General features: G+C 61.9%; 18 protein-coding genes. 10 read left to right on the top strand and 8 right to left on the bottom strand.

All coding sequences use genetic code 11. From position 1 onward, the window contains the following. The first annotated feature begins 206 nt into the window (after window positions 1-206). The 5 genes from EL255_RS20720 to EL255_RS20700 all read left to right on the top strand — a co-directional run bounded on the left by EL255_RS20720 (window position 207) and on the right by EL255_RS20700 (window position 2,739). A complete protein-coding gene (locus EL255_RS20720; protein ID WP_042651627.1) occupies window positions 207-776 on the top strand; it encodes a DNA-3-methyladenine glycosylase I in 570 nt (189 codons plus the stop codon). An 85-nt stretch (window positions 777-861) separates the two neighbouring features. Then, window positions 862-1,116, top strand: a complete 255-nt coding sequence (locus EL255_RS20715) for a hypothetical protein (protein WP_042651626.1) — start codon at window positions 862-864, stop codon at window positions 1,114-1,116. Between the two features lie 177 nt (window positions 1,117-1,293). Further along, window positions 1,294-1,536, top strand: coding sequence for a hypothetical protein (locus tag EL255_RS20710; RefSeq protein WP_042651625.1), 243 nt, complete (start codon window positions 1,294-1,296; stop codon window positions 1,534-1,536). 120 nt (window positions 1,537-1,656) lie between these two features. After that, on the top strand, window positions 1,657-1,899 hold the full coding sequence (locus tag EL255_RS20705; protein ID WP_042651624.1) for a hypothetical protein: 243 nt from the start codon (window positions 1,657-1,659) through the stop codon (window positions 1,897-1,899). Window positions 1,900-2,082: 183 nt separating this feature from the next. Beyond that, window positions 2,083-2,739, top strand: a complete 657-nt coding sequence (locus tag EL255_RS20700; protein WP_042651623.1) for an OmpA family lipoprotein — start codon at window positions 2,083-2,085, stop codon at window positions 2,737-2,739. A gap of 111 nt (window positions 2,740-2,850) precedes the next feature. On the opposite strand, the gene EL255_RS20695 is transcribed toward EL255_RS20700, so the two are convergent. Next, window positions 2,851-3,198: a RidA family protein gene (locus EL255_RS20695; protein ID WP_042651622.1), complete on the bottom strand. Its 348-nt coding sequence runs from the start codon at window positions 3,196-3,198 to the stop codon at window positions 2,851-2,853. A 19-nt stretch (window positions 3,199-3,217) separates the two neighbouring features. Further along, the gene (tusA, locus tag EL255_RS20690; RefSeq protein WP_042642635.1) at window positions 3,218-3,463 is read right to left on the bottom strand and encodes a sulfurtransferase TusA; all 246 of its coding nucleotides are present in this window, start codon (window positions 3,461-3,463) and stop codon (window positions 3,218-3,220) included. 170 nt (window positions 3,464-3,633) lie between these two features. Between tusA and EL255_RS20685 the strand changes: the two genes are divergently transcribed. Beyond that, complete coding sequence (locus EL255_RS20685; RefSeq protein WP_042651621.1) at window positions 3,634-3,825, top strand: hypothetical protein; 192 nt, start codon at window positions 3,634-3,636, stop codon at window positions 3,823-3,825. A gap of 48 nt (window positions 3,826-3,873) precedes the next feature. Here EL255_RS20685 and EL255_RS20680 read toward each other — a convergent pair whose 3' ends face one another. The 6 genes from EL255_RS20680 to EL255_RS20655 form a co-directional block, all read right to left on the bottom strand. After that, window positions 3,874-5,130 carry an ABC transporter substrate-binding protein gene (locus tag EL255_RS20680; RefSeq protein ID WP_042651620.1) on the bottom strand — a complete coding sequence of 419 codons (1,257 nt, stop codon included), beginning with the start codon at window positions 5,128-5,130 and terminating at the stop codon, window positions 3,874-3,876. Between the two features lie 7 nt (window positions 5,131-5,137). Next, window positions 5,138-6,580, bottom strand: coding sequence for an ATP-binding protein (locus tag EL255_RS20675; protein ID WP_042651619.1), 1,443 nt, complete (start codon window positions 6,578-6,580; stop codon window positions 5,138-5,140). Window positions 6,581-6,653: 73 nt separating this feature from the next. After that, window positions 6,654-7,376 carry a response regulator gene (locus EL255_RS20670; protein WP_033132551.1) on the bottom strand — a complete coding sequence of 241 codons (723 nt, stop codon included), beginning with the start codon at window positions 7,374-7,376 and terminating at the stop codon, window positions 6,654-6,656. 320 nt (window positions 7,377-7,696) lie between these two features. Then, a complete protein-coding gene (fadA, locus tag EL255_RS20665) occupies window positions 7,697-8,860 on the bottom strand; it encodes an acetyl-CoA C-acyltransferase FadA (RefSeq protein WP_033132552.1) in 1,164 nt (387 codons plus the stop codon). Between the two features lie 21 nt (window positions 8,861-8,881). Further along, window positions 8,882-11,029: a fatty acid oxidation complex subunit alpha FadB gene (fadB, locus tag EL255_RS20660; protein WP_042651618.1), complete on the bottom strand. Its 2,148-nt coding sequence runs from the start codon at window positions 11,027-11,029 to the stop codon at window positions 8,882-8,884. 201 nt (window positions 11,030-11,230) lie between these two features. Then, entirely contained in the window at window positions 11,231-13,168 is a 1,938-nt protein-coding gene (locus EL255_RS20655) for an acetoacetate--CoA ligase (protein ID WP_042651617.1), read from the bottom strand. Window positions 13,169-13,357: 189 nt separating this feature from the next. On the opposite strand from EL255_RS20655, the gene pepQ reads away from it, so the two are divergent. From pepQ to hemG, 4 genes are read left to right on the top strand one after another with little or no spacing between them, the layout of a single operon-like run. Beyond that, window positions 13,358-14,680: a Xaa-Pro dipeptidase gene (gene pepQ, locus EL255_RS20650; protein WP_042651616.1), complete on the top strand. Its 1,323-nt coding sequence runs from the start codon at window positions 13,358-13,360 to the stop codon at window positions 14,678-14,680. Continuing rightward, window positions 14,680-15,297, top strand: a complete 618-nt coding sequence (locus EL255_RS20645; RefSeq protein WP_042651615.1) for a YigZ family protein — start codon at window positions 14,680-14,682, stop codon at window positions 15,295-15,297. The genes pepQ and EL255_RS20645 overlap by 1 nt, the downstream gene beginning before the upstream one ends. A gap of 36 nt (window positions 15,298-15,333) precedes the next feature. Then, a complete protein-coding gene (locus EL255_RS20640; RefSeq protein WP_042651614.1) occupies window positions 15,334-16,791 on the top strand; it encodes a TrkH family potassium uptake protein in 1,458 nt (485 codons plus the stop codon). Window positions 16,792-16,798: 7 nt separating this feature from the next. Then, window positions 16,799-17,323 carry a menaquinone-dependent protoporphyrinogen IX dehydrogenase gene (gene hemG, locus EL255_RS20635; RefSeq protein WP_042651613.1) on the top strand — a complete coding sequence of 175 codons (525 nt, stop codon included), beginning with the start codon at window positions 16,799-16,801 and terminating at the stop codon, window positions 17,321-17,323. The last annotated feature ends 284 nt before the right edge of the window (window positions 17,324-17,607 follow it).

Below are 17,607 nucleotides of genomic sequence, written 5' to 3'. Positions count from 1 at the left end.
TTTTTCGCGCGAAATGAGATCAGAGCAAGATTTGCTGAATGTGAACCGAAGGAGTATACCGTCTGGCATGGTCGGATAATAGGCGAAATTGCAGGGGATTCATGGGGTGGCGCCGTGCCGGGCCTGGTTGGGCCGGGATGTTTACCACAGGAAGTCACCGCAGCAGTCGGCATGTCGGGCATCGGAAAAATGACAGGGGATAAGGAATGGAACTACGCTGCGCCTGGGTGACCAAGGACCCGGAATATATCGAATACCATGACAGACAGTGGGGGCGGCCGGTGCACGACTCGCGCGAGCTGTTTGCCAAACTTTGCCTGGATGGTCAGCAGGCGGGTCTCTCCTGGATCACCATCCTCAAGCGCACCGACAGTTATTACCGCGCCTATGCCGGGTTCGACCCCGGGCTCATCGTCGCCTTCGACGAGCAGGATGTGGCGCGGCTGATGCAAGACACCGGCATCATCCGCAATCGCCTTAAGGTCCAGTCGATCATCAAAAATGCCAGGGCCTATCTGGCGCTGGAGGCGCAGGGGATCGACTTCGCCGACTTCCTCTGGGGCTTCGTCGGCGGCGCCCCCATCGTCAATCGGCGCCAGGATAATGGTGACATCCCGGCTACCTCGTCAGAATCTGACGCTATGGCAAAGGCGCTCAAGAAACTCGGTTTCACCTTCGTCGGCAGTACGATTTGCTACGCTTTCATGCAGGCTGTGGGGATGGTGAACGATCATCTGGTGACCTGCCCCTGCCATGCCGAGTGCCAACGGGGGTAGGGTGGCTCCATTATTAGCTCACCGGTTCAGTTGGCATACAGTGATCGCTGCTCAAAATCCGCCTAACCATTTTGAGGAAATCCCCATGTTATTGATCCCATCCCGTGTACGTGCCCTTGGCGGCCTGATCCTGGCTTGCAGCTCTTTGCTGGCCGTGATGCCTGCCCAGGCGACCGATCGCCAGGATTCCCGCGATGTGCGCCAGGAAGTGCGCCCCGAGGTTCGGGAGGCCAAGGTAGATTGTCGTCAGGCCAACAACAAGGACAACTACGAGTGCCGCCAGGACAAGCGTGAAGTGAAGCAGGATGTTCGGGAGAAGGCCCGCGACGTCAAATACTGATCTCAAGCGTCCACCCTGCTGGCGGGTCTGACTGGACCCTCCCAGGCTCGGCTCATCGGCGTGAATGACCCAGACAAGTCTGCAGGGGATCGCCCTGCCGGACGTTGCTAGTCGTGGTTCCGTATATAATCTAGTGACGTGATATCCATGTATCCCGTCTACCCTGTGGAGTTAATCATGAAGAAGTTCGTATTCGCGCTGTTGGCCGCCAGTTCCCTGTTGGCTGTTCTGCCTGCACAGGCCACCGAACAGGCCGGGGAGCGCCGCGATGCCCGTGATGTGCGTCAGGACACCCGTCAGGAGTCCCGCGACGCCAAGCAAGAGTGCCGCGAAGGCCTGGTCGGCAATGCCGATTGCCGTCAAGAGCACCGTGACAGCAAGCAGGAAGGCCGCGACGAGGCCCGCGACATCAAATACTGATCCCGAGCGGCCGCTTGCAAGTGGGCACCATAACCAGGCCCCTTGCCGCGGCCATGTTGGCCTCAGTGTATAATTTCAGTAACGCCAAGCCGGTGTATTTCGCCTAGCCAAGGAGTCACCATGAAAAAGTCCGTATTTGTGCTGCTTGCAGCTACCGCCTTGCTGGCCGCCGCGCCGGTACTGGCAACCGAACAGGCGGAACAACGCCGTGATGCCCGCGATGTGCGCCAGGACACGCGTCAGGAATCCCGCCAAGCCAAGCAAGATTGCCGCAGTGGTGTGTTCGGCAATGCCGATTGCCGTCAGGAACATCGCCAGAACAAGCAGGAAGGCCGTGACGAGGCTCGCGACATCAAATACTGATGAGCGACCTGCATGGGCAGGCGATGCGAGCGTGATGGCAACCATGCCGTCGTGATCAAGATACAAGGGGGCTTAGGCCCCCTTGTTCATTTCCGTGATGCGTGCGCGTCACACTCTGGCGCCCCTCTGAGGTAGAATGCGCGACTCGTCCGGCTCGAGTCGGTTTTTTCAGAGGTTTTTCCCATGCATTTCAAGAAACTAGTTCCAGCGCTTGCTCTGACCATCGCCATGTCCGGCTGTACCACCAATCCCTATACCGGTGAATCCCAGACCTCCAAGGGGGCCTGGGGGGCGCTGGCCGGTGCCGCGACGGGCGCCGCCGTGGGTGCGCTTTCCTCCAGCAAGGGGGATCGCAAGAAGGGGATCCTGACCGGTGTGGCCGCTGGCGCCGCCCTGGGTGGCGGCATCGGTTATTACATGGATGTGCAGGAAGCCAAGCTGCGTGAGAAGCTGCAAGGCACAGGTGTCAGCGTGACCCGTAGCGGCGATCAGCTGATCCTGAACATGCCGAACAACGTCACCTTCGACAGCTCCAGCGCCCAGCTGAAGGCGGCCGGTGCCAACACCCTGTCCGGGGTGGCCATGGTAGTGGCCGAGTTCGACAAGACCCGTCTGAACGTGGTTGGTCACACCGACAGCACCGGCTCCCGCGAGCTGAACATGAAGCTCTCCGCCCAGCGCGCCGATGCCGTCGCCGCCCAGCTGATCGGTCAGGGTGTGGCCGGTAGCCGCATCGCCACCAGCGGAGTGGGTCCGGATCAGCCGGTTGCCACCAACAGCACCGCCGCCGGCAAGGCCCAGAACCGTCGGGTGACCATCACCCTGACGCCGACCGCCTGATAATCAATTAGACTCGTGCAACGAAAAAGCCCCGCCAGTTCGCTGGCGGGGCTTTTGCTATCTGGAGGTTTGGCGTCACGCCTCCTGCCGGAGGGAGTCATCCGCTTCGATTCAGACCGCGGCGGTCAGCTGGACCTCTACCTTGTAGCCTTCGTGGGCGAGACGGGCCTGCACGCAGGCACGCACCGGCGCGGTACCGGCCGGGAGCCAGGCATCCCACAGCGCGTTGAAGGCGGCGATGTCGGCTATGTCCTTGAGGTAGATGTTGGCCATCAGGATCTTGTCGACACCGGAGCCGTTGGCCTCCAGCAGACGCTGCAGGCTGTCCAGCACCTCGCGGGTCTGCTGGTGAATGTCGGCGCTCTCGGTGGCGGGGACTTCCACCACATAGAGGGTGCCGTTGTGGATGACCACATCTGACCAGCGGGCCGTGGTGCCGATTCGGGTAATGGCTGTCATGTTTGCTCCGGAACTGGGCTCATTGACCCTTGCGGATCAGATAGCGATAAGGGGCCTGCTCGGTTTCGCTGGCGATCAGGGTGTGATCCATGAAACGGCAGAAACTGGGGATGTCGCGGGTCGTCGAGGGATCGTCGGCACTGACCAGCAGGGTCTCCCCCTCGGCCATCAGCCGCACTTTCTTGCGCACCATCATCACGGGTTCGGGGCAACGAAGCCCAATTGCGTCCAATTCATGGGTTGCATCGCAGAATAAAGCACTCATCAATAATCAACCTTCAACCAATTCAGCTGCCAATAATACTCAAGGCGAAAAAATAATCAAATTACAGGGCGATATGCAGCATATGTAACCAAAATGTGATCAGGCCCTATCCACTCCCGGCTCGATGAGTAATATAAAAATTGAACCATATTCAACAAGGAGGTGTGAATATGCAGGTCTCCTACGGCAGATTACAAGCCTACGCAGGCATGGGGTTCCTGTCTTTCGCCATGATAGTGTTGGGCAGCCCGATTGGAAACACTGGTACCTGGTTTGGTGCCATGGTGATGATCGGTCTGGGGCTCTGGATCGAGCTCAGCGACTACTACGACGAGGACGAAGACGAGAATGATCGCTCCTGAGCCACTCAGGCTCTCCCGGTACTCAAAGGCGGACAGGATCCGCCTTTGTCATTTCTGCTCGGCACCGGAGCGGGTCGAGCGCATGGCGCGCTCCAGCTGCAGCGCCGTCTGCTCGGGATTGGCCTTGGTATCGTTGAAGAAGTTGCTCAGCACATCCATGATCGCCTGGCGCATGTTGGTCGGCGTGGCCATCCCCTCCGCCATGCTGGGCAGCAGGTTGCCATCGCGCTCCGCCAGCCGGAAGTCCTCGTAGGAGCGGATGGCGCAGCGATCGAACCTGCTCATGTCCGGCTGGTTGAGGGCGGGGATGGAGCCCTTCACCCGGTTGAACTCCTCCTGAAATTTCGGCGTCATCAGCAACTGGGCCAGCTCGCCCTGGGCCTGTATCTGGGCGGGATCCCGCTGTTTGAACATGGCGATGGAGTCCAGGTTGTAGCTGAACAGCCCCTGGCTACCCGGGCTGGGCAGGCATTCGATATCCTCCCCTGGCCGATAGTTGCCGGCGCTCAGCTCCCCCTTCACCCAGTCCCCCATGATCTGCATGGCGGCGCCGCCACTCTCCAGCAGGTTGGTGGCCTGGTGCCACTTCAGCCCGGCATACTTCTCCGGCACGTAGCCGCGCAACTGCTGGAAGCGGGTCAGCACCCGCACCATGTCGGGCCCGGTCAGGGTCGCCTCGTCCTGCTCCAGGAAGGCCTTGCGGTAGAACGCCTTGCCGCCTTCCCCCAGCGCCACCGTTTCGAACAGCACCGCCAGCTGCCAGGGCTCGTTGCCGATGGCGAGCGGCGCCACTCCCTGCGCCTTGAGCTGCTCCGCCACCGCTACGAATTGGTTCCAGTCGGTGGGCGGGGTCAGCCCCAGCCGCTCGAACACCTTGCGGTTGAGCCACAGCCAGTTGACTCTGTGGATGCCGGTCGGCACCGCCATCAGGGCGCCGTTCTGGCTGAGGGTTTCGCGCACCATGGGGGAGAGCTGCGGGTACCAGCCGAGGTGTTCGGCCATGGGGCTGAGGTCGCGCAGGAAGCCGAGCCCGGCCCACTCGTGCAATTCATAGCCCTTGAGGTGCGCCGCCTCCGGCGGGTTGGCCGCCAGCGCCCGGCTCTTGAGCACCGTCATGGCGCTCTTGCCGCCGCCGCCCTGCACCGCGAAGTCGTTCCACTGGTTGCCGCGCTCCGCCCATTCCGACTTGAGCACCTCCACCGCCCTGGCTTCGCCGCCGGACGTCCACCAGTGCAGCACCTCCACCTGGGCGGCGCCGACCGGCAGGGACAACAGGGCTATGACAGAAAAAGACAACCACTTCATAAGGTTACTACCTTGGTAGGGAGAGGGTGGCCTGCAGGCCACCCTGCGGGCGATTTTCCAGCACCAGATCGCCGCCGTGGGCGTGAGCGATGTTGCGGGCGATGCCGAGGCCGAGACCGGTCCCCGAGGGATCCGAGCTCAACCGGTAGTAGGGTTCGAAGATACGCTCCAGCTGATCTTCCGGCAGGCCCTGGCCTTCGTCCATGATGAACAGGATCAGCATCTCCTCGTCATCCATGATGATGATGCGCACCTTCTGGCCATATTTGATGCCATTGTCCACCAGATTGCCGATGCAGCGCTTGAGCGCCAGCAGCTTGCCGCGATAGGGCCACTTGCAGTGCCCCTCGATGGTGAGCCGGTCCTCGTGCAGGTTCATGGCCTCGGCCATCTGCTCCAGCAGGAGATTGACGTCGATAAGCTCGATGTTCTCGTGGATGTCGGTCTCCTTCACCGTCTGCAGCGCCCCCTTCACCATCAGCTCCAGCTCGTCGAGATCCTTGCTGAACTTGGCGATCTGGGTCTCGTTGTCGAGCAGCTCGACCCGCAGTCGCAGCCGGGTGATGGGGGTCTTGAGATCGTGGGAGATGGAGCTGAACAGCCGCTCCCTGTCATCGATGAAGCGGCGGATACGCTGCTGCATGATGTTGAAGGCGCGGGTCGCCGCCACTATCTCGGAGGCCCCTTCCTCCTTGAGGGGAGGCTGATCGATGTCCTTGCCGAGATTGACCGCCGCCTTGGCGAGCCGGCGCAGCGGCCGGGTCTGCCAGCGCACCAGCAGGAAGGTGAAGAAGCAGAGGAACACCGTCATCAGGGCGATGAAGCGCACCTGGTTGCTCGGCATCACCGTATCGTCGAGCGTCATGTAGGGGGCGGGCAACAGGGCCGCCAGGTAGAGCCACTCCCCCGGCTCTATCTCGATCTGGGTCACCAGCACCGGGGGGTTGATGGGTTCGAGGGAGAGGGTGTAGCGGGCCCAGGAGGAGGGCAGATCCGCCAGCAGGGTGTCGTTGTTGAAGACGTGCAGCTCTTCCGGACGGGAGAAGTCCACCTTGATGGCCATGGCGTCGGAGAGCTTGCGGGCGAGCACCTCCTCCACCTCCTTCAGCACCAGCGTCTTGCGCTCGCTGTCCGGGATGGCGCTGATGTGGATCTCCTCCTCGTTCAGCGACACGAAGAAGCGGCTGCCCCCCATGTTGCGCAGCTGGTCCAGCGCGATATGGCGGTACTGCAGCGGCAGGGACTTGAAGAAGTTGACGGTGGAGGCGGCCGACAGCGCCAGGTTGCGGGTGGTGCTGAGCATGCCTTCCAGCTCCCGCTTCTGGATCTGCTGCATCCAGATGCCGGTGAGTATGGTCTGGGAGAGCAGGATGGCGAGCAGCAACAGCAACAGCATCCGCGACAGCAGGGAGCGGGGCACCAGCGCCTGCCAGAACCGCCGGCTTTTCATGGGATCTCGTGCCTCTTGTCGATCAGCGGGTAGCCGCTGCTATGGCGCTGCGCCTGCCAGAACGTCTGGTCTTTCATGGGATCTCGTGGACTTCGGCGATCAGCATGTAGCCGCTGCCCCGTATGGTCTTGATGATGCGCGGGCTCTTGCCGTTGTCACCGAGCTTCTGGCGCAGGCGGCTGATCTGCACGTCGATGCCGCGCTCCATCGGCAGGCTCTCGCGGCCCCGGGTGGCATCCGAGATGGTGTCTCTGTCCAGCACCACGCCGGGCTGCTGCAGGAACATGCCGAGCAGCAGGGCATCGCTGCCGGAGAGATCCAGCAGGCTGCCGTCGTCGTGGGTCAGCTGATGGCTCAGGGTGTCCAGGGTCCAGTCGGCGAAGCGCAGGCGACGACTCGGCTCCTTCTCTTTTTCCGGCTGGCGGAACTCGGCCCGGCGCAGCAGCGCCTTGATGCGGGCCTGCAGCTCGCGCGGGCTGAACGGCTTGGCGATGTAGTCATCGGCGCCGAGTTCGAGGCCGATCACCCGATCCGCCTCATCGGAGGCGGCGGTCAGCATGATGATGGGCACCTGAGAGTCGCGACGGATCTGCTGGCAGAGGGTAAAGCCGTCGTCGCCGGGCATCATGATGTCCAGAATGATCAGGTCCGGGCTGTGCTGGGCGAGTTGCTGACGCATCTCGTCGCCCCCTGCCGCCGTCAATACCTGAAAGCCGGCCCGGCTCAGGTATTCGTTGAGCAGCTCGCGGATCTCTTGGTCGTCGTCGACGATCAGCAATTGTTTGCTCGTTGACATATGTATGTGCATCCACCCATTTTTTTGTGCAGATTGAACCTGTCGAGGGGGCAAAAAGCAAGCAAGCCCCCCTCCTAATGTGAGGTTATGGGCAATATAGCCCCAGATCCGGGGTTGAGAAGAAAAAAGGCCGACCCAAACGGGGCGGCCAACACGCAGATTCCGACGGCAAGAGATCACCTCGTGTGGCGATCTCCACAGACTCGATGACGGGTCGGTCAGACCGACCCCACAGCAGACAATTCGGTATCGCCCTCACCCACGAGTGCGGGCGATACCCTGATCGAGCCGAGATGGCCGGATCAGCGACTTTCAGTTCATCACACCCGCTCGAACACGGTGGCGATGCCCTGGCCCAGACCGATACACATGGTCGCGACCCCCAGGGTGGCATCCTTCTCTTCCATCAGGTTGATCAGGGTGGTGGAGATACGGGCACCGGAGCAGCCGAGCGGGTGGCCCAGGGCGATGGCACCGCCGTTCAGGTTCACCTTCTCGTCCACCAGATCCTGCAGCCCCAGATCCTTGACGCAGGGCAGGGACTGGGCGGCGAAGGCCTCGTTCAACTCGAACAGGTCGATGTCGCCGACGGTCAGACCGGCACGCTTGAGCGCCTTCTGGGTGGCGGGCACCGGGCCGTAACCCATGATGGCGGCGTCGCAGCCGGCGATGGCCATGGCTCGTACCCTGGCACGGGGAGTCAGCCCCAGCGCCTTGGCACGATCCGCGCTCATCACCAGCATGGCGGCGGCGCCGTCGGACAGGGCCGAGGAGGTGCCGGCGGTGACGGTGCCGTTGACCGGGTCGAACACCGGGCGCAGCTGGCCCAGGGTCTCGACTGTGGTCTCCGGCCGGATCACCTCGTCGTAGTCGTAGAAGAAGCGGGCGCCGCTGGCGTCATGGCCTTCCAGCCCGACGATCTCCCTGGCGAAGCGTCCTTCCAGGGTGGCGGCATGGGCGCGGCGGTGGGAGCGGGCGGCAAACTCGTCCTGCTGCTGACGGCTGATGCCGTGCAGCTTGCCCAGCATCTCGGCGGTCAGCCCCATCATGCCGGAGGCCTTGGCCACCGTTTTGGCCATGCCGGGGTGGAAGTCGACGCCGTGGCTCATGGGCACGTGACCCATGTGCTCGACGCCGCCGATGATGAAGATGTCCCCGTCACCCACCTGGATGGCGCGGGAGGCATCGTGCAGCGCCTGCATGCTGGAGCCGCACAGGCGGTTGACGGTGACGGCGCCGACCTGCTTGGGAATGCCGGCCAGCAGGGCGGCGTTGCGGGCGATGTTGAAGCCCTGCTCCAGGGTCTGCTGCACGCAGCCCCAGTAGATGTCCTCGATCTCGTTCGGATCGAGGTTGGGGTTGCGCAGCAGGATGGAGCTCATCAGGTGCGCGGACAGATCTTCTGCACGCACGTTGCGGAAGGCGCCGCCCTTGGACCGGCCCATGGGGGTCCGGATACAGTCGACAATGACTACGTCTTTCATGAATGGATCTCCTCTCCGCAATCAGTAGAAGGTTTTGCCCTGGGCGGCCATCGCACGCAGCTTGTCGCTGACGCGGTAGAGCGGGCCCAGATCGGCATACTGGTCGGCCATGGCCACGTAACGATCCAGACCTATGGTGTCCAGATAGCGGAACACACCACCACGGAAGGGAGGGAAGCCCAGCCCATAGACCAGCGCGATGTCCGCTTCCGCCGGGGTGGCGACTATGCCTTCCTCCAGGCAGAGCACCACTTCGTTGATCATGGGGATCATCATGCGGGCGATGATGGCGTCCTTGTCGTAATCCTGTTTCGGCTTGGCAATCGGGGCCAGCAGCTCGTAAGCGGCGACATCGGCCACCTTCTTCGGCTTGCCTTTCTTGTCCTGCTCGTAGGCGTAGAAGCCCTTGCCATTCTTCTGACCGAAGCGGCTGGCGTCATACATCACATCGATGGCGGTGCGGCTGGTCTTGCTCATGCGCGCCGGGAAACCCTGGGCCATGACGTCACCGGCATGGTGACCGGTGTCGATGCCGACCACGTCCAGCAGGTAGGCCGGGCCCATGGGCCAGCCGAACTCTCTCTCCATCACCTTGTCGACGGCGGCGAAGTCGGCGCCATCGGCGACCAGCTGGTTGAAGCCGAAGAAGTAGGGGAACAGCACCCGGTTGACGAAGAAGCCAGGGCAGTCGTTGACCACCACCGGTGACTTGCCCATGGCGGCGGCGTAGGCCACCACGCGGTTGATGGTGTCATCGCTGGTCTGCTCGCCGCGGATGATCTCCACCAGGGGCATGCGGTGCACCGGGTTGAAGAAGTGCATGCCGCAGAAATTCTGCGGGCGCTTCAGCCCCTTGGCCAGCAGGGAGATGGGGATGGTGGAGGTGTTGCTGGCGAGCACGGCGTCATCACCTATGATGGCTTCCACTTCGCCCAGCACGGCGGCCTTCACCTTGGGATTCTCGACCACGGCCTCGACCACCAGATCCACCTGCTTGACGCTGTCATAGCTCAGGGTGGGGGTGATGGCGGAGAGCACCTGGCCCATCTTGATGCCGTCGATACGGCCCTTCTCGAGCTGGCCGTTGAGCAGCTTGGTGGCTTCGCCCATGCCAAGCGCCAGTGCCTTCTCGTTGATGTCCTTCATCACCGCCGGAATGCCCTTGCTGGCGGACTGGTAGGCGATACCGCCCCCCATGATGCCGGCACCGAGCACGGCGGCGTGGCTGGTGGCCTTGGCGGCCTGCTTGGCGGCCTTCTTGGCCAGCGCCTTGATGTGCTGATCGTTGAGGAAGATGCCGACCAGGGCCTTGGCGACGTCGGTCTTGGCGAGCTTGATGAAGCCTTGCGCCTCGACGTTGAGCGCCTCGTCGCGGCTCATGCCGGCGGCGGCCTCGACCGTCTTCACGGCCATCATCGGGGCCGGGTAGTGCTTGCCTGCCACCGCTGCGACCATGCCGGCGGCGGTGCTGAAGCTCATCATGGCTTCCAGCTTGGAGAGGCGCAGTGGGGCCTTCTTGGCGGCGCGACGGCCCTGCCAGTCCAGCTTGCCGGCGATGGCGTCTCTCATCATCTGCAGGGCGGCGCCGTGCAGGGCATCCGGGGCGACCACGGCATCGATGGCACCCACCTTGAGGGCATCATCGGCACGGACATCCTTGCCGGTGGTGATCCACTCCAGTGCGTTGTCGGCACCGATCACCCGCGGCAGGCGGACTGTGCCGCCAAAGCCCGGCATGATGCCGAGTTTGGTCTCTGGCAGGCCAATCCTGGCGCTGCTGTCGGCCAGCCGAAAATCGGTGGACAGTATGGTTTCGCAGCCGCCGCCCAGGGCGTGGCCCTTGATGGCGGACAGGGTCGGGACCGGCAGATCTTCGATGGCGCTGAAGATGTCGTTGGCTTTCTTCAGCCAGCCGAGCAAGTCTTCTTGCGGCAGATCGAACAGTTCCAGGAATTCGGTGATGTCGGCGCCGACGATAAAGGCGTCTTTGCCAGAGGTGAGGATCAGACCTTTTAGTTCACGTTCTTGTTTTAATGCGGCGATCGCTTCGCTCAGCGAGAGCAGGGTAGCGCGATCCAGCTTGTTGACTGAACCCGGGGCATCAAACCTCAGCTCGGCAATGCCGTGTTCGAGGTAGCTGACCGACAGGGTTTCGCCTTGGTAGATCATGAGAGTGTCTCCTTGTTCCCACGCGGTGGGGGGCTTTGCTCCTTTCTCCCCAGCAGGGGGCGAGGCTCACTATTGATCCAAAATAAGACAATTTCAACACCTATTTAAAACAATTGTTTAACAGATCTCGAGTAAAAACTCGTTCTGGGTGATGAGACAGAATAAAGGCGCCAGGAGGCGCCTTTATTCTGCTGGTCCGGCTCAGCTGGCCAGCTCCGGCCGGTTGCGGTACTGGTTCAATACCTCGGGATCGGCGAGGGCATGGGTGTTGTTGACGGGCCTGTTGTGCACCACCTCGCGCACCGCCAGCTCCACTATCTTGCCGGACTTGGTACGGGGGATGGCATCCACCTGCAGGATGCGGGCGGGCACATGGCGGGCGGTACAGTGCTGGCGGATCTGCTGGCGGATACGCTCACGCAACAGCTCATCGAGCCGCAGCCCGGCCCTGAGCTTGACGAACAGCACCACCCGTTCGTCCTGCTGCCACTGCTGGCCGATGACGATGCTCTCCTCCACCTCGCCTAACTGCTCCACGTAGCGGTAGATCTCGCTGGTACCGATGCGCACGCCACCCGGGTTGAGGGTGGCATCGGAGCGGCCATAGAAGAGGACGCCGCCGGTGTCGGTCAGCTCGATCCAGTCGCCGTGGCACCAGATGTTGTCGAAGCGATCGAAGTAGGCGGCGTGATACTTGTCGCCGTTCTCGTCGCCCCAGAAGTAGATGGGCTGGGCCGGGAACGGCTTGGTGCAGACCAGCTCCCCCTTCTCGCCCTGCACCGGCTGGCCCGCCTCGTTGAACACCTGCACCGCCAGCCCCAGACCACGGCCCTGGCTCTCGCCGCGATAGACAGGGCTCAAGGGGTTGCCGATGACGAAGCAGGAGCAGATGTCGGTGCCGCCGGAGATGGAGCTGAGCTGTACATCTTTTTTGATCCCCTGATAGACATAGTCGAACCCCTCCGGCGAGAGCACTGAGCCGGTGCTGCAGATCAGCCGCAGGGCCGGCAGCTCATGGGTCTTGATCGGGGCATAACCCTGCTTGTGCAAGGCATCCAGGTACTTGGCGGAGGTGCCAAACAGGCTGACCTGTTCGTCGCGGGCCAGATCCCAGAGTACGTTGCCGTCCGGGTAGAAGGGAGAGCCATCGTAGAGCACCAGAGTGGCGCCGGAGGCGAGGGCGCTCACCAGCCAGTTCCACATCATCCAGCCGCAGGTGGTGAAGTAGAACACCCGCTCCCCCGGCTTGACGTCGCAGTGCAGCTGATGCTCCTTGAGGTGCTGCAGCAGGGTGCCGCCGATGCCGTGGACTATGCACTTGGGTTTGCCGGTGGTGCCTGACGAATAGAGGATGTAGAGCGGATCGTTGAAGCCCATGGGTTCGAAGCTGAGGCTGGCATCCGGCTGGCTGGCCAGGATCTGTTGCCAATCCTGGCCGAGCAACAGGGGATGGCCGAGCAGCGGGATCATCACCGTCTGCTCTATGCTGTCGATCTGGCCGACCACGCTGGCCACCTTGGCCTGAATGTCGATCCCCTTACCGTTGTAACGATAACCGTCCACCGCGAACAGCACCCGGGGCCGGGTCTGACCGAAGCGCTCCACCACGCTGGCCTCGCCGAAATCGGGGCTGGTAGAGGTCCAGACCGCCCCCAGGCTGGTGGTGGCCAGCATGGCGATCACGGCCTCCGGAATATTGGGCAGATAGGCGGCGACCACATCGCCGCGCCCTATGCCCTGCGCACGCAACCACTGGCTTAGGCGGGCGACACGCGCCCCCAGCTCGGCCCAGCTCAGGGTCTGGCTCGCCCCTCCCTCGATGCGGGAGATGATGGCCGGGCTCTCGTCCTGGCGGCGCAGCAGGTTCTCGGCGAAGTTGAGGCGACTGTCCGGGAACCAGCGGGAGCGCTGCATGTCCTGGCGGTTCTCCGCCACTATGTTGCCCAGCTCGCCCTTGACGCCACAGTGCTGCCACACCAGCGGCCAGAAGCGGGTGGTCTTCTCCACCGACCATTGGTACAGGTCGGCATAGCTGCGCAGCTGCAGGTCGTGGAAGTGGTTGACCTCGGCCATAAACTGATGGAGGTTGGAGCCTTGCATCCTGTCCTGATCCGGTTGCCACAGGCAAAGGTTGTGCATGAATTGTTCCTGACTGCTTATATCTGCTGGCAGTGTATTGAATTGTTCTTTATTTGTTAATGGTTGGTTTTTGTTTCATAACAAAATCCTTGTAACCTATGCGTTACCTCACGAAGCGACAGCTTGACGGTTCGAGCCAGAATTCGCTTGATGTTATGCTGAAGCCACATTTGCCCGGAGCAGGACGCCATGAGCAGTTACAGTCAACTTTTTGCCCAGCACCTCGACACCCTACAGCAACGCACCCGCGACATACTGCAACAGCAGGGGCTCGGCGGCCTGGCCATTCATTCGGGCCAGACACACCGCATCTTCCTCGACGATCAGGATTACCCCTTCAAGGTCAATCCACACTTCAAGGCCTGGTTGCCGGTGCTGGACAATCCCCATTGCTGGCTGCTGGTGGATGGGGTGAGCAAGCCGGTCTTGCTGTTCTATCGCCCGGTGGATTTCTGGCACAAGGTGGCGGACCTGCCCAATGCCTTCTGGGTCGACTTCTTCGACATTCGCTTCCTGACCAAGCCGGAGCAGGTGGCGGATTATCTGCCCGCCGACAAGCAGGAGTGGGCCTATCTGGGCGGTCACCTCGAGGTGGGCCAGCTGCTGGGGCTGGGCCAGCCCAACCCGGAGGCCGTGCTCAACTACCTGCACTATCACCGCGCCTACAAGACGCCCTATGAGCTGGAGTGTCTGCGCGAGGCGAACCGCATCGGCGTGCGTGGCCATATCGCCGCCAAGGACTCTTTCATGGCCGGGGCGAGCGAGTTCGAGATCAACCTGTCCTATATGAAGGCGGTTGGGCAGGGCGCCAATGAGGCACCCTATGGCAACATCATCGCCATCAACCGCAACGCCGCCATCCTCCATTACACCCACCTGTCTACCCAGCGGGTGCCGGATGCGGAGCGCCACTCCTTCCTGATCGATGCCGGGGTGGATTATCACGGTTATGCCTCCGACATCACCCGCACCTGGGCCTGGCGCCGTGGCGAGTTCGCCGATCTGATCGCGGCGCTGGATGCGCAGCAGCAGGAGATCATCAAGGAGATCAAACCGGGTCGCCGCTACAGCGAGCTACACCTGCAGATGCACCACAGGCTGGCGCGCCTGTTACAGGCCGTGGAACTGGTGGACATGTCGGTGGACGAGATGATCCACACCGGCGTCACCAATGTGTTCTTCCCCCATGGCCTTGGCCACTTCCTCGGCCTGCAGGTACACGATGCGGGTGGCTTCATGCAGGACGAGCGCGGCACCCATCTGCCGGCACCCGAGCAGTTCCCCTACCTGCGCTGCACTCGGGTGATGGAGGTGGGTCAGGTGTTTACTATCGAGCCCGGCCTCTACTTCATCGACAGCCTGCTGGAGCCGCTGCGTCAGGGCGATCAGGGCAAGCGTGTCAACTGGAACAAGGTCGAGGCGCTGCGTCCCTTCGGTGGTATTCGCATCGAGGACAACGTGGTGCTGCATGCCAACGGGGTGGAGAATCTCACCAGACAAGCGGGGCTCTGATGGCGGCAGCCTATGCCATCCCTGCGGCGCCAATGGAATTGAGTGAGGAGATCAAGAAGAGTCGCTTCATCACCCTGCTGGCTCACACCCCCACGGTCGAGGATGCCAAGTCCTGGATCGGCGAGGTCAAGCGGCAACACCCAACGGCCCGGCATCACTGCTGGGCCTTTGTCGCCGGGGCGCCACAGGATAGCCAGGTGTACGGTTTCAGCGATGACGGTGAACCCTCGGGCACGGCGGGCAAGCCCATGCTGGCCCAGCTGATGGGCTCAGGTGTCGGCGAGATCGCGGCCGTGGTGGTGCGTTACTACGGTGGCGTACTGCTGGGCACCGGCGGCCTGGTCAAGGCCTATGGCGGCGGGGTGGGGGCGGCGCTCAAGCGGCTCGAGACCCGGATTCAACGCCCGCAAGCCAGCTCCCTTATCTGCTGTGACTATACCGACATGGGCGCGGTGGAGGCGCTGATCTCCGCCCATCAGGGTCAGTTGCTGACGGCCGATTATGGTCAGCAGGTCCGTCTGCAGGTGTCCTGGGATGCCGCCATCTGGACCCGGATTGCCCAGGAACTGACAGATAGGACTCATGGCCGGGTATCTCTTCGTCCCTTAGATGGCTAGAATCCATCGCTCTTTTAGCCTGAAGAGGGAGCCAGAATGCAGATTCTGAGCATTATTCGTATCGTTGGCCTGCTGGTCGCGCTATTCAGCTCGACCATGCTGCTGCCCGCGATGGTCGCTTTTGGGTACCGTGACGGTGGCGGTGCCGAGTTTGTCAATTCCTTCTTCATCGCCCTGCTGCTCGGTGCCCTGCTCTGGTTCCCGAACCGCCATCATAAGAAAGACCTCCGCTCCAAGGAGGGTTTTCTTATCGTCGTGCTGTTCTGGGTCGTGTTGGGCAGCGTGGGGGCCTTGCCGTTCCTGCTGGGCGAGGTGCCCGGCATGACGGTCTCAGAGGCCTTCTTCGAATCCTTCTCCGGCCTGACGACCACGGGTGCGACCGTGCTGACCGGGCTGGACAACCTGCCCAAGGCCTTCCTCTTCTATCGCCAGCTGCTGCAGTGGCTGGGGGGCATGGGGATCATAGTGCTGGCGGTCGCCATCCTGCCGCTGCTCGGCATCGGGGGCATGCAGCTCTATCGTGCCGAGATCCCGGGGCCGGTCAAGGACAACAAGGTCACCCCGCGCATCGCCGAGACGGCCAAGGCGCTCTGGTTCATCTATCTGCTGCTGACGTCGCTCTGCGCCCTGGCCTACTGGATGGCCGGCATGACCCTGTTCGATGCCATCTGTCACTCCTTCTCCACCCTGTCGGTGGGGGGCTTCTCGACCCACGATGCCAGCATCGGCTTCTTCAACAGCCCGGCCATCAACCTGATCACGGTGCTGTTCCTGCTGCTGGCCAGCGTCAACTTCGCCCTGCACTTCATGGTGTTCGCCCACAAGCCGGTCCGGCTGAGCAGTTATCTGCGCGATTCGGAATTGAAGGTGTTTCTGGCCATTCAAGGGGTACTGGTGCTGATCTGCTTCGTCTCCCTGCTGCTCCACGGCCACTACGCCACCTGGCAGGAGGCACTCAACCACGGTCTGTTCCAGGCGGTGTCCCTCGGTACGACTACGGGGTATAGCACGACCAGCTATGCCGACTGGCCCTCTTTCCTGCCCATGCTGCTGATGTTCTCTGCCTTTATTGGCTGTTGTGCCGGCAGCACCGGGGGCGGTATCAAGGTGATGCGCTTCATGATCCTGTTCCTGCAGGGGATGCGTGAGCTCAAGCGGCTGGTGCACCCACGCGCCATCTATACCCTCAAACTGGGGCGGCGGGCGGTGCCGGAGCGGATCGTCGAGGCGGTGTGGGGCTACTTCGCCACCTATATCATCCTGTTCTTCATCTTCATGCTGCTGTTGCTGATGACGGGGTTGAACGAGGTGACCGCGTTCACGGCCGTGGCGGCCGCCTTCACCAACGTGGGGCCTGGCTTGGGGGAGGTCTCCAGCAACTTCGGCAATATCTCGGCGACGGCCCAGTGGATCCTGGTGGTCGCCATGCTGTTTGGCCGATTGGAAATTTTCACACTTCTGGTACTGTTTACTCCTGCATTCTGGCGTAGTTGAGGTAGGTATGGATAAGATTTTGGTGCTTTATTCTTCTCGGGACGGCCAAACACGGAAAATCGTGGATGCCATGCTGGAAGAGATGCCAGGATGCGAGGTGGTGATGCATGACCTGCATACCCTGCCCATGTGCAACCTCAGCAAGTTCAAGAAGGTGTTGATCGGCGCCTCTATTCGTTACGGCAACTTCCATCCCAGCCTGCTCAACTTTATCCATGCACATCATGAACAGCTGGAAGTGGCCAATGCGGCCTTCTTCTGTGTCAACCTGACGGCGCGCAAGCCCGAGAAGCAGACACCGCAAACCAATGCTTATATGAAGAAGTTCCTGCGCCTCTCGCCGTGGAAGCCGAAGACGCTGGGGGTGTTTGCCGGTGCGCTGCAATACTCCCGCTATAACTGGTGGCAGACCCGCATCATCCAGCTGATCATGAGGTTGACCGGGGGCAGCACGGACACCAGCAAGGATCTCGAGTTTACCGATTGGGAAAAGGTGCGCAGTTTTGCACGGGAGTTTTGGTCAAAAAGGTAGCAAACCCGCGTCATTGCTCGTTAACGCCCCGCCGATGCGGGGCTTTTTGTTTGATTTATAGGCATTCGAATCGATGGATCGCAAAAAGCAGGCTTTTTTGCATATTTCCCCTTGTCATCGCGGCCTGGCTCCCTATAATGCGCCCCTACCAGCACGGCAGAACACGCCGGACTGATGAGCCAGCTTCCTCGTGAAGTGGGCGCCGAAAGAAAAGCGAAAACAAGCGCTTGACTTTCGAAGTGAGGAGCGTAATATGCGCCTCCTCAACGCGATAAGCGTGACGC

Origin of the sequence: Aeromonas encheleia, from assembly GCF_900637545.1 — a bacterium.
Classification (GTDB): domain Bacteria; phylum Pseudomonadota; class Gammaproteobacteria; order Enterobacterales; family Aeromonadaceae; genus Aeromonas; species Aeromonas encheleia.
This window is presented reverse-complemented; position numbering and strand designations above follow the sequence as displayed.

Excerpts from the sequence above, each read along its gene's own strand:
- EL255_RS20720 (WP_042651627.1), top strand. The coding sequence starts at position 207 with ATGGAACTACGCTGCGCCTGGGTGACCAAGGACCCGGAATATATCGAA.
- EL255_RS20715 (WP_042651626.1), top strand. The coding sequence starts at position 862 with ATGTTATTGATCCCATCCCGTGTACGTGCCCTTGGCGGCCTGATCCTG.
- EL255_RS20710 (WP_042651625.1), top strand. The coding sequence starts at position 1,294 with ATGAAGAAGTTCGTATTCGCGCTGTTGGCCGCCAGTTCCCTGTTGGCT.
- EL255_RS20705 (WP_042651624.1), top strand. The coding sequence starts at position 1,657 with ATGAAAAAGTCCGTATTTGTGCTGCTTGCAGCTACCGCCTTGCTGGCC.
- EL255_RS20700 (WP_042651623.1), top strand. The coding sequence starts at position 2,083 with ATGCATTTCAAGAAACTAGTTCCAGCGCTTGCTCTGACCATCGCCATG.
- EL255_RS20695 (WP_042651622.1), bottom strand. The coding sequence starts at position 3,198 with ATGACAGCCATTACCCGAATCGGCACCACGGCCCGCTGGTCAGATGTG.
- tusA (WP_042642635.1), bottom strand. The coding sequence starts at position 3,463 with ATGAGTGCTTTATTCTGCGATGCAACCCATGAATTGGACGCAATTGGG.
- EL255_RS20685 (WP_042651621.1), top strand. The coding sequence starts at position 3,634 with ATGCAGGTCTCCTACGGCAGATTACAAGCCTACGCAGGCATGGGGTTC.
- EL255_RS20680 (WP_042651620.1), bottom strand. The coding sequence starts at position 5,130 with ATGAAGTGGTTGTCTTTTTCTGTCATAGCCCTGTTGTCCCTGCCGGTC.
- EL255_RS20675 (WP_042651619.1), bottom strand. The coding sequence starts at position 6,580 with ATGAAAAGCCGGCGGTTCTGGCAGGCGCTGGTGCCCCGCTCCCTGCTG.
- EL255_RS20670 (WP_033132551.1), bottom strand. The coding sequence starts at position 7,376 with ATGTCAACGAGCAAACAATTGCTGATCGTCGACGACGACCAAGAGATC.
- fadA (WP_033132552.1), bottom strand. The coding sequence starts at position 8,860 with ATGAAAGACGTAGTCATTGTCGACTGTATCCGGACCCCCATGGGCCGG.
- fadB (WP_042651618.1), bottom strand. The coding sequence starts at position 11,029 with ATGATCTACCAAGGCGAAACCCTGTCGGTCAGCTACCTCGAACACGGC.
- EL255_RS20655 (WP_042651617.1), bottom strand. The coding sequence starts at position 13,168 with ATGCACAACCTTTGCCTGTGGCAACCGGATCAGGACAGGATGCAAGGC.
- pepQ (WP_042651616.1), top strand. The coding sequence starts at position 13,358 with ATGAGCAGTTACAGTCAACTTTTTGCCCAGCACCTCGACACCCTACAG.
- EL255_RS20645 (WP_042651615.1), top strand. The coding sequence starts at position 14,680 with ATGGCGGCAGCCTATGCCATCCCTGCGGCGCCAATGGAATTGAGTGAG.
- EL255_RS20640 (WP_042651614.1), top strand. The coding sequence starts at position 15,334 with ATGCAGATTCTGAGCATTATTCGTATCGTTGGCCTGCTGGTCGCGCTA.
- hemG (WP_042651613.1), top strand. The coding sequence starts at position 16,799 with ATGGATAAGATTTTGGTGCTTTATTCTTCTCGGGACGGCCAAACACGG.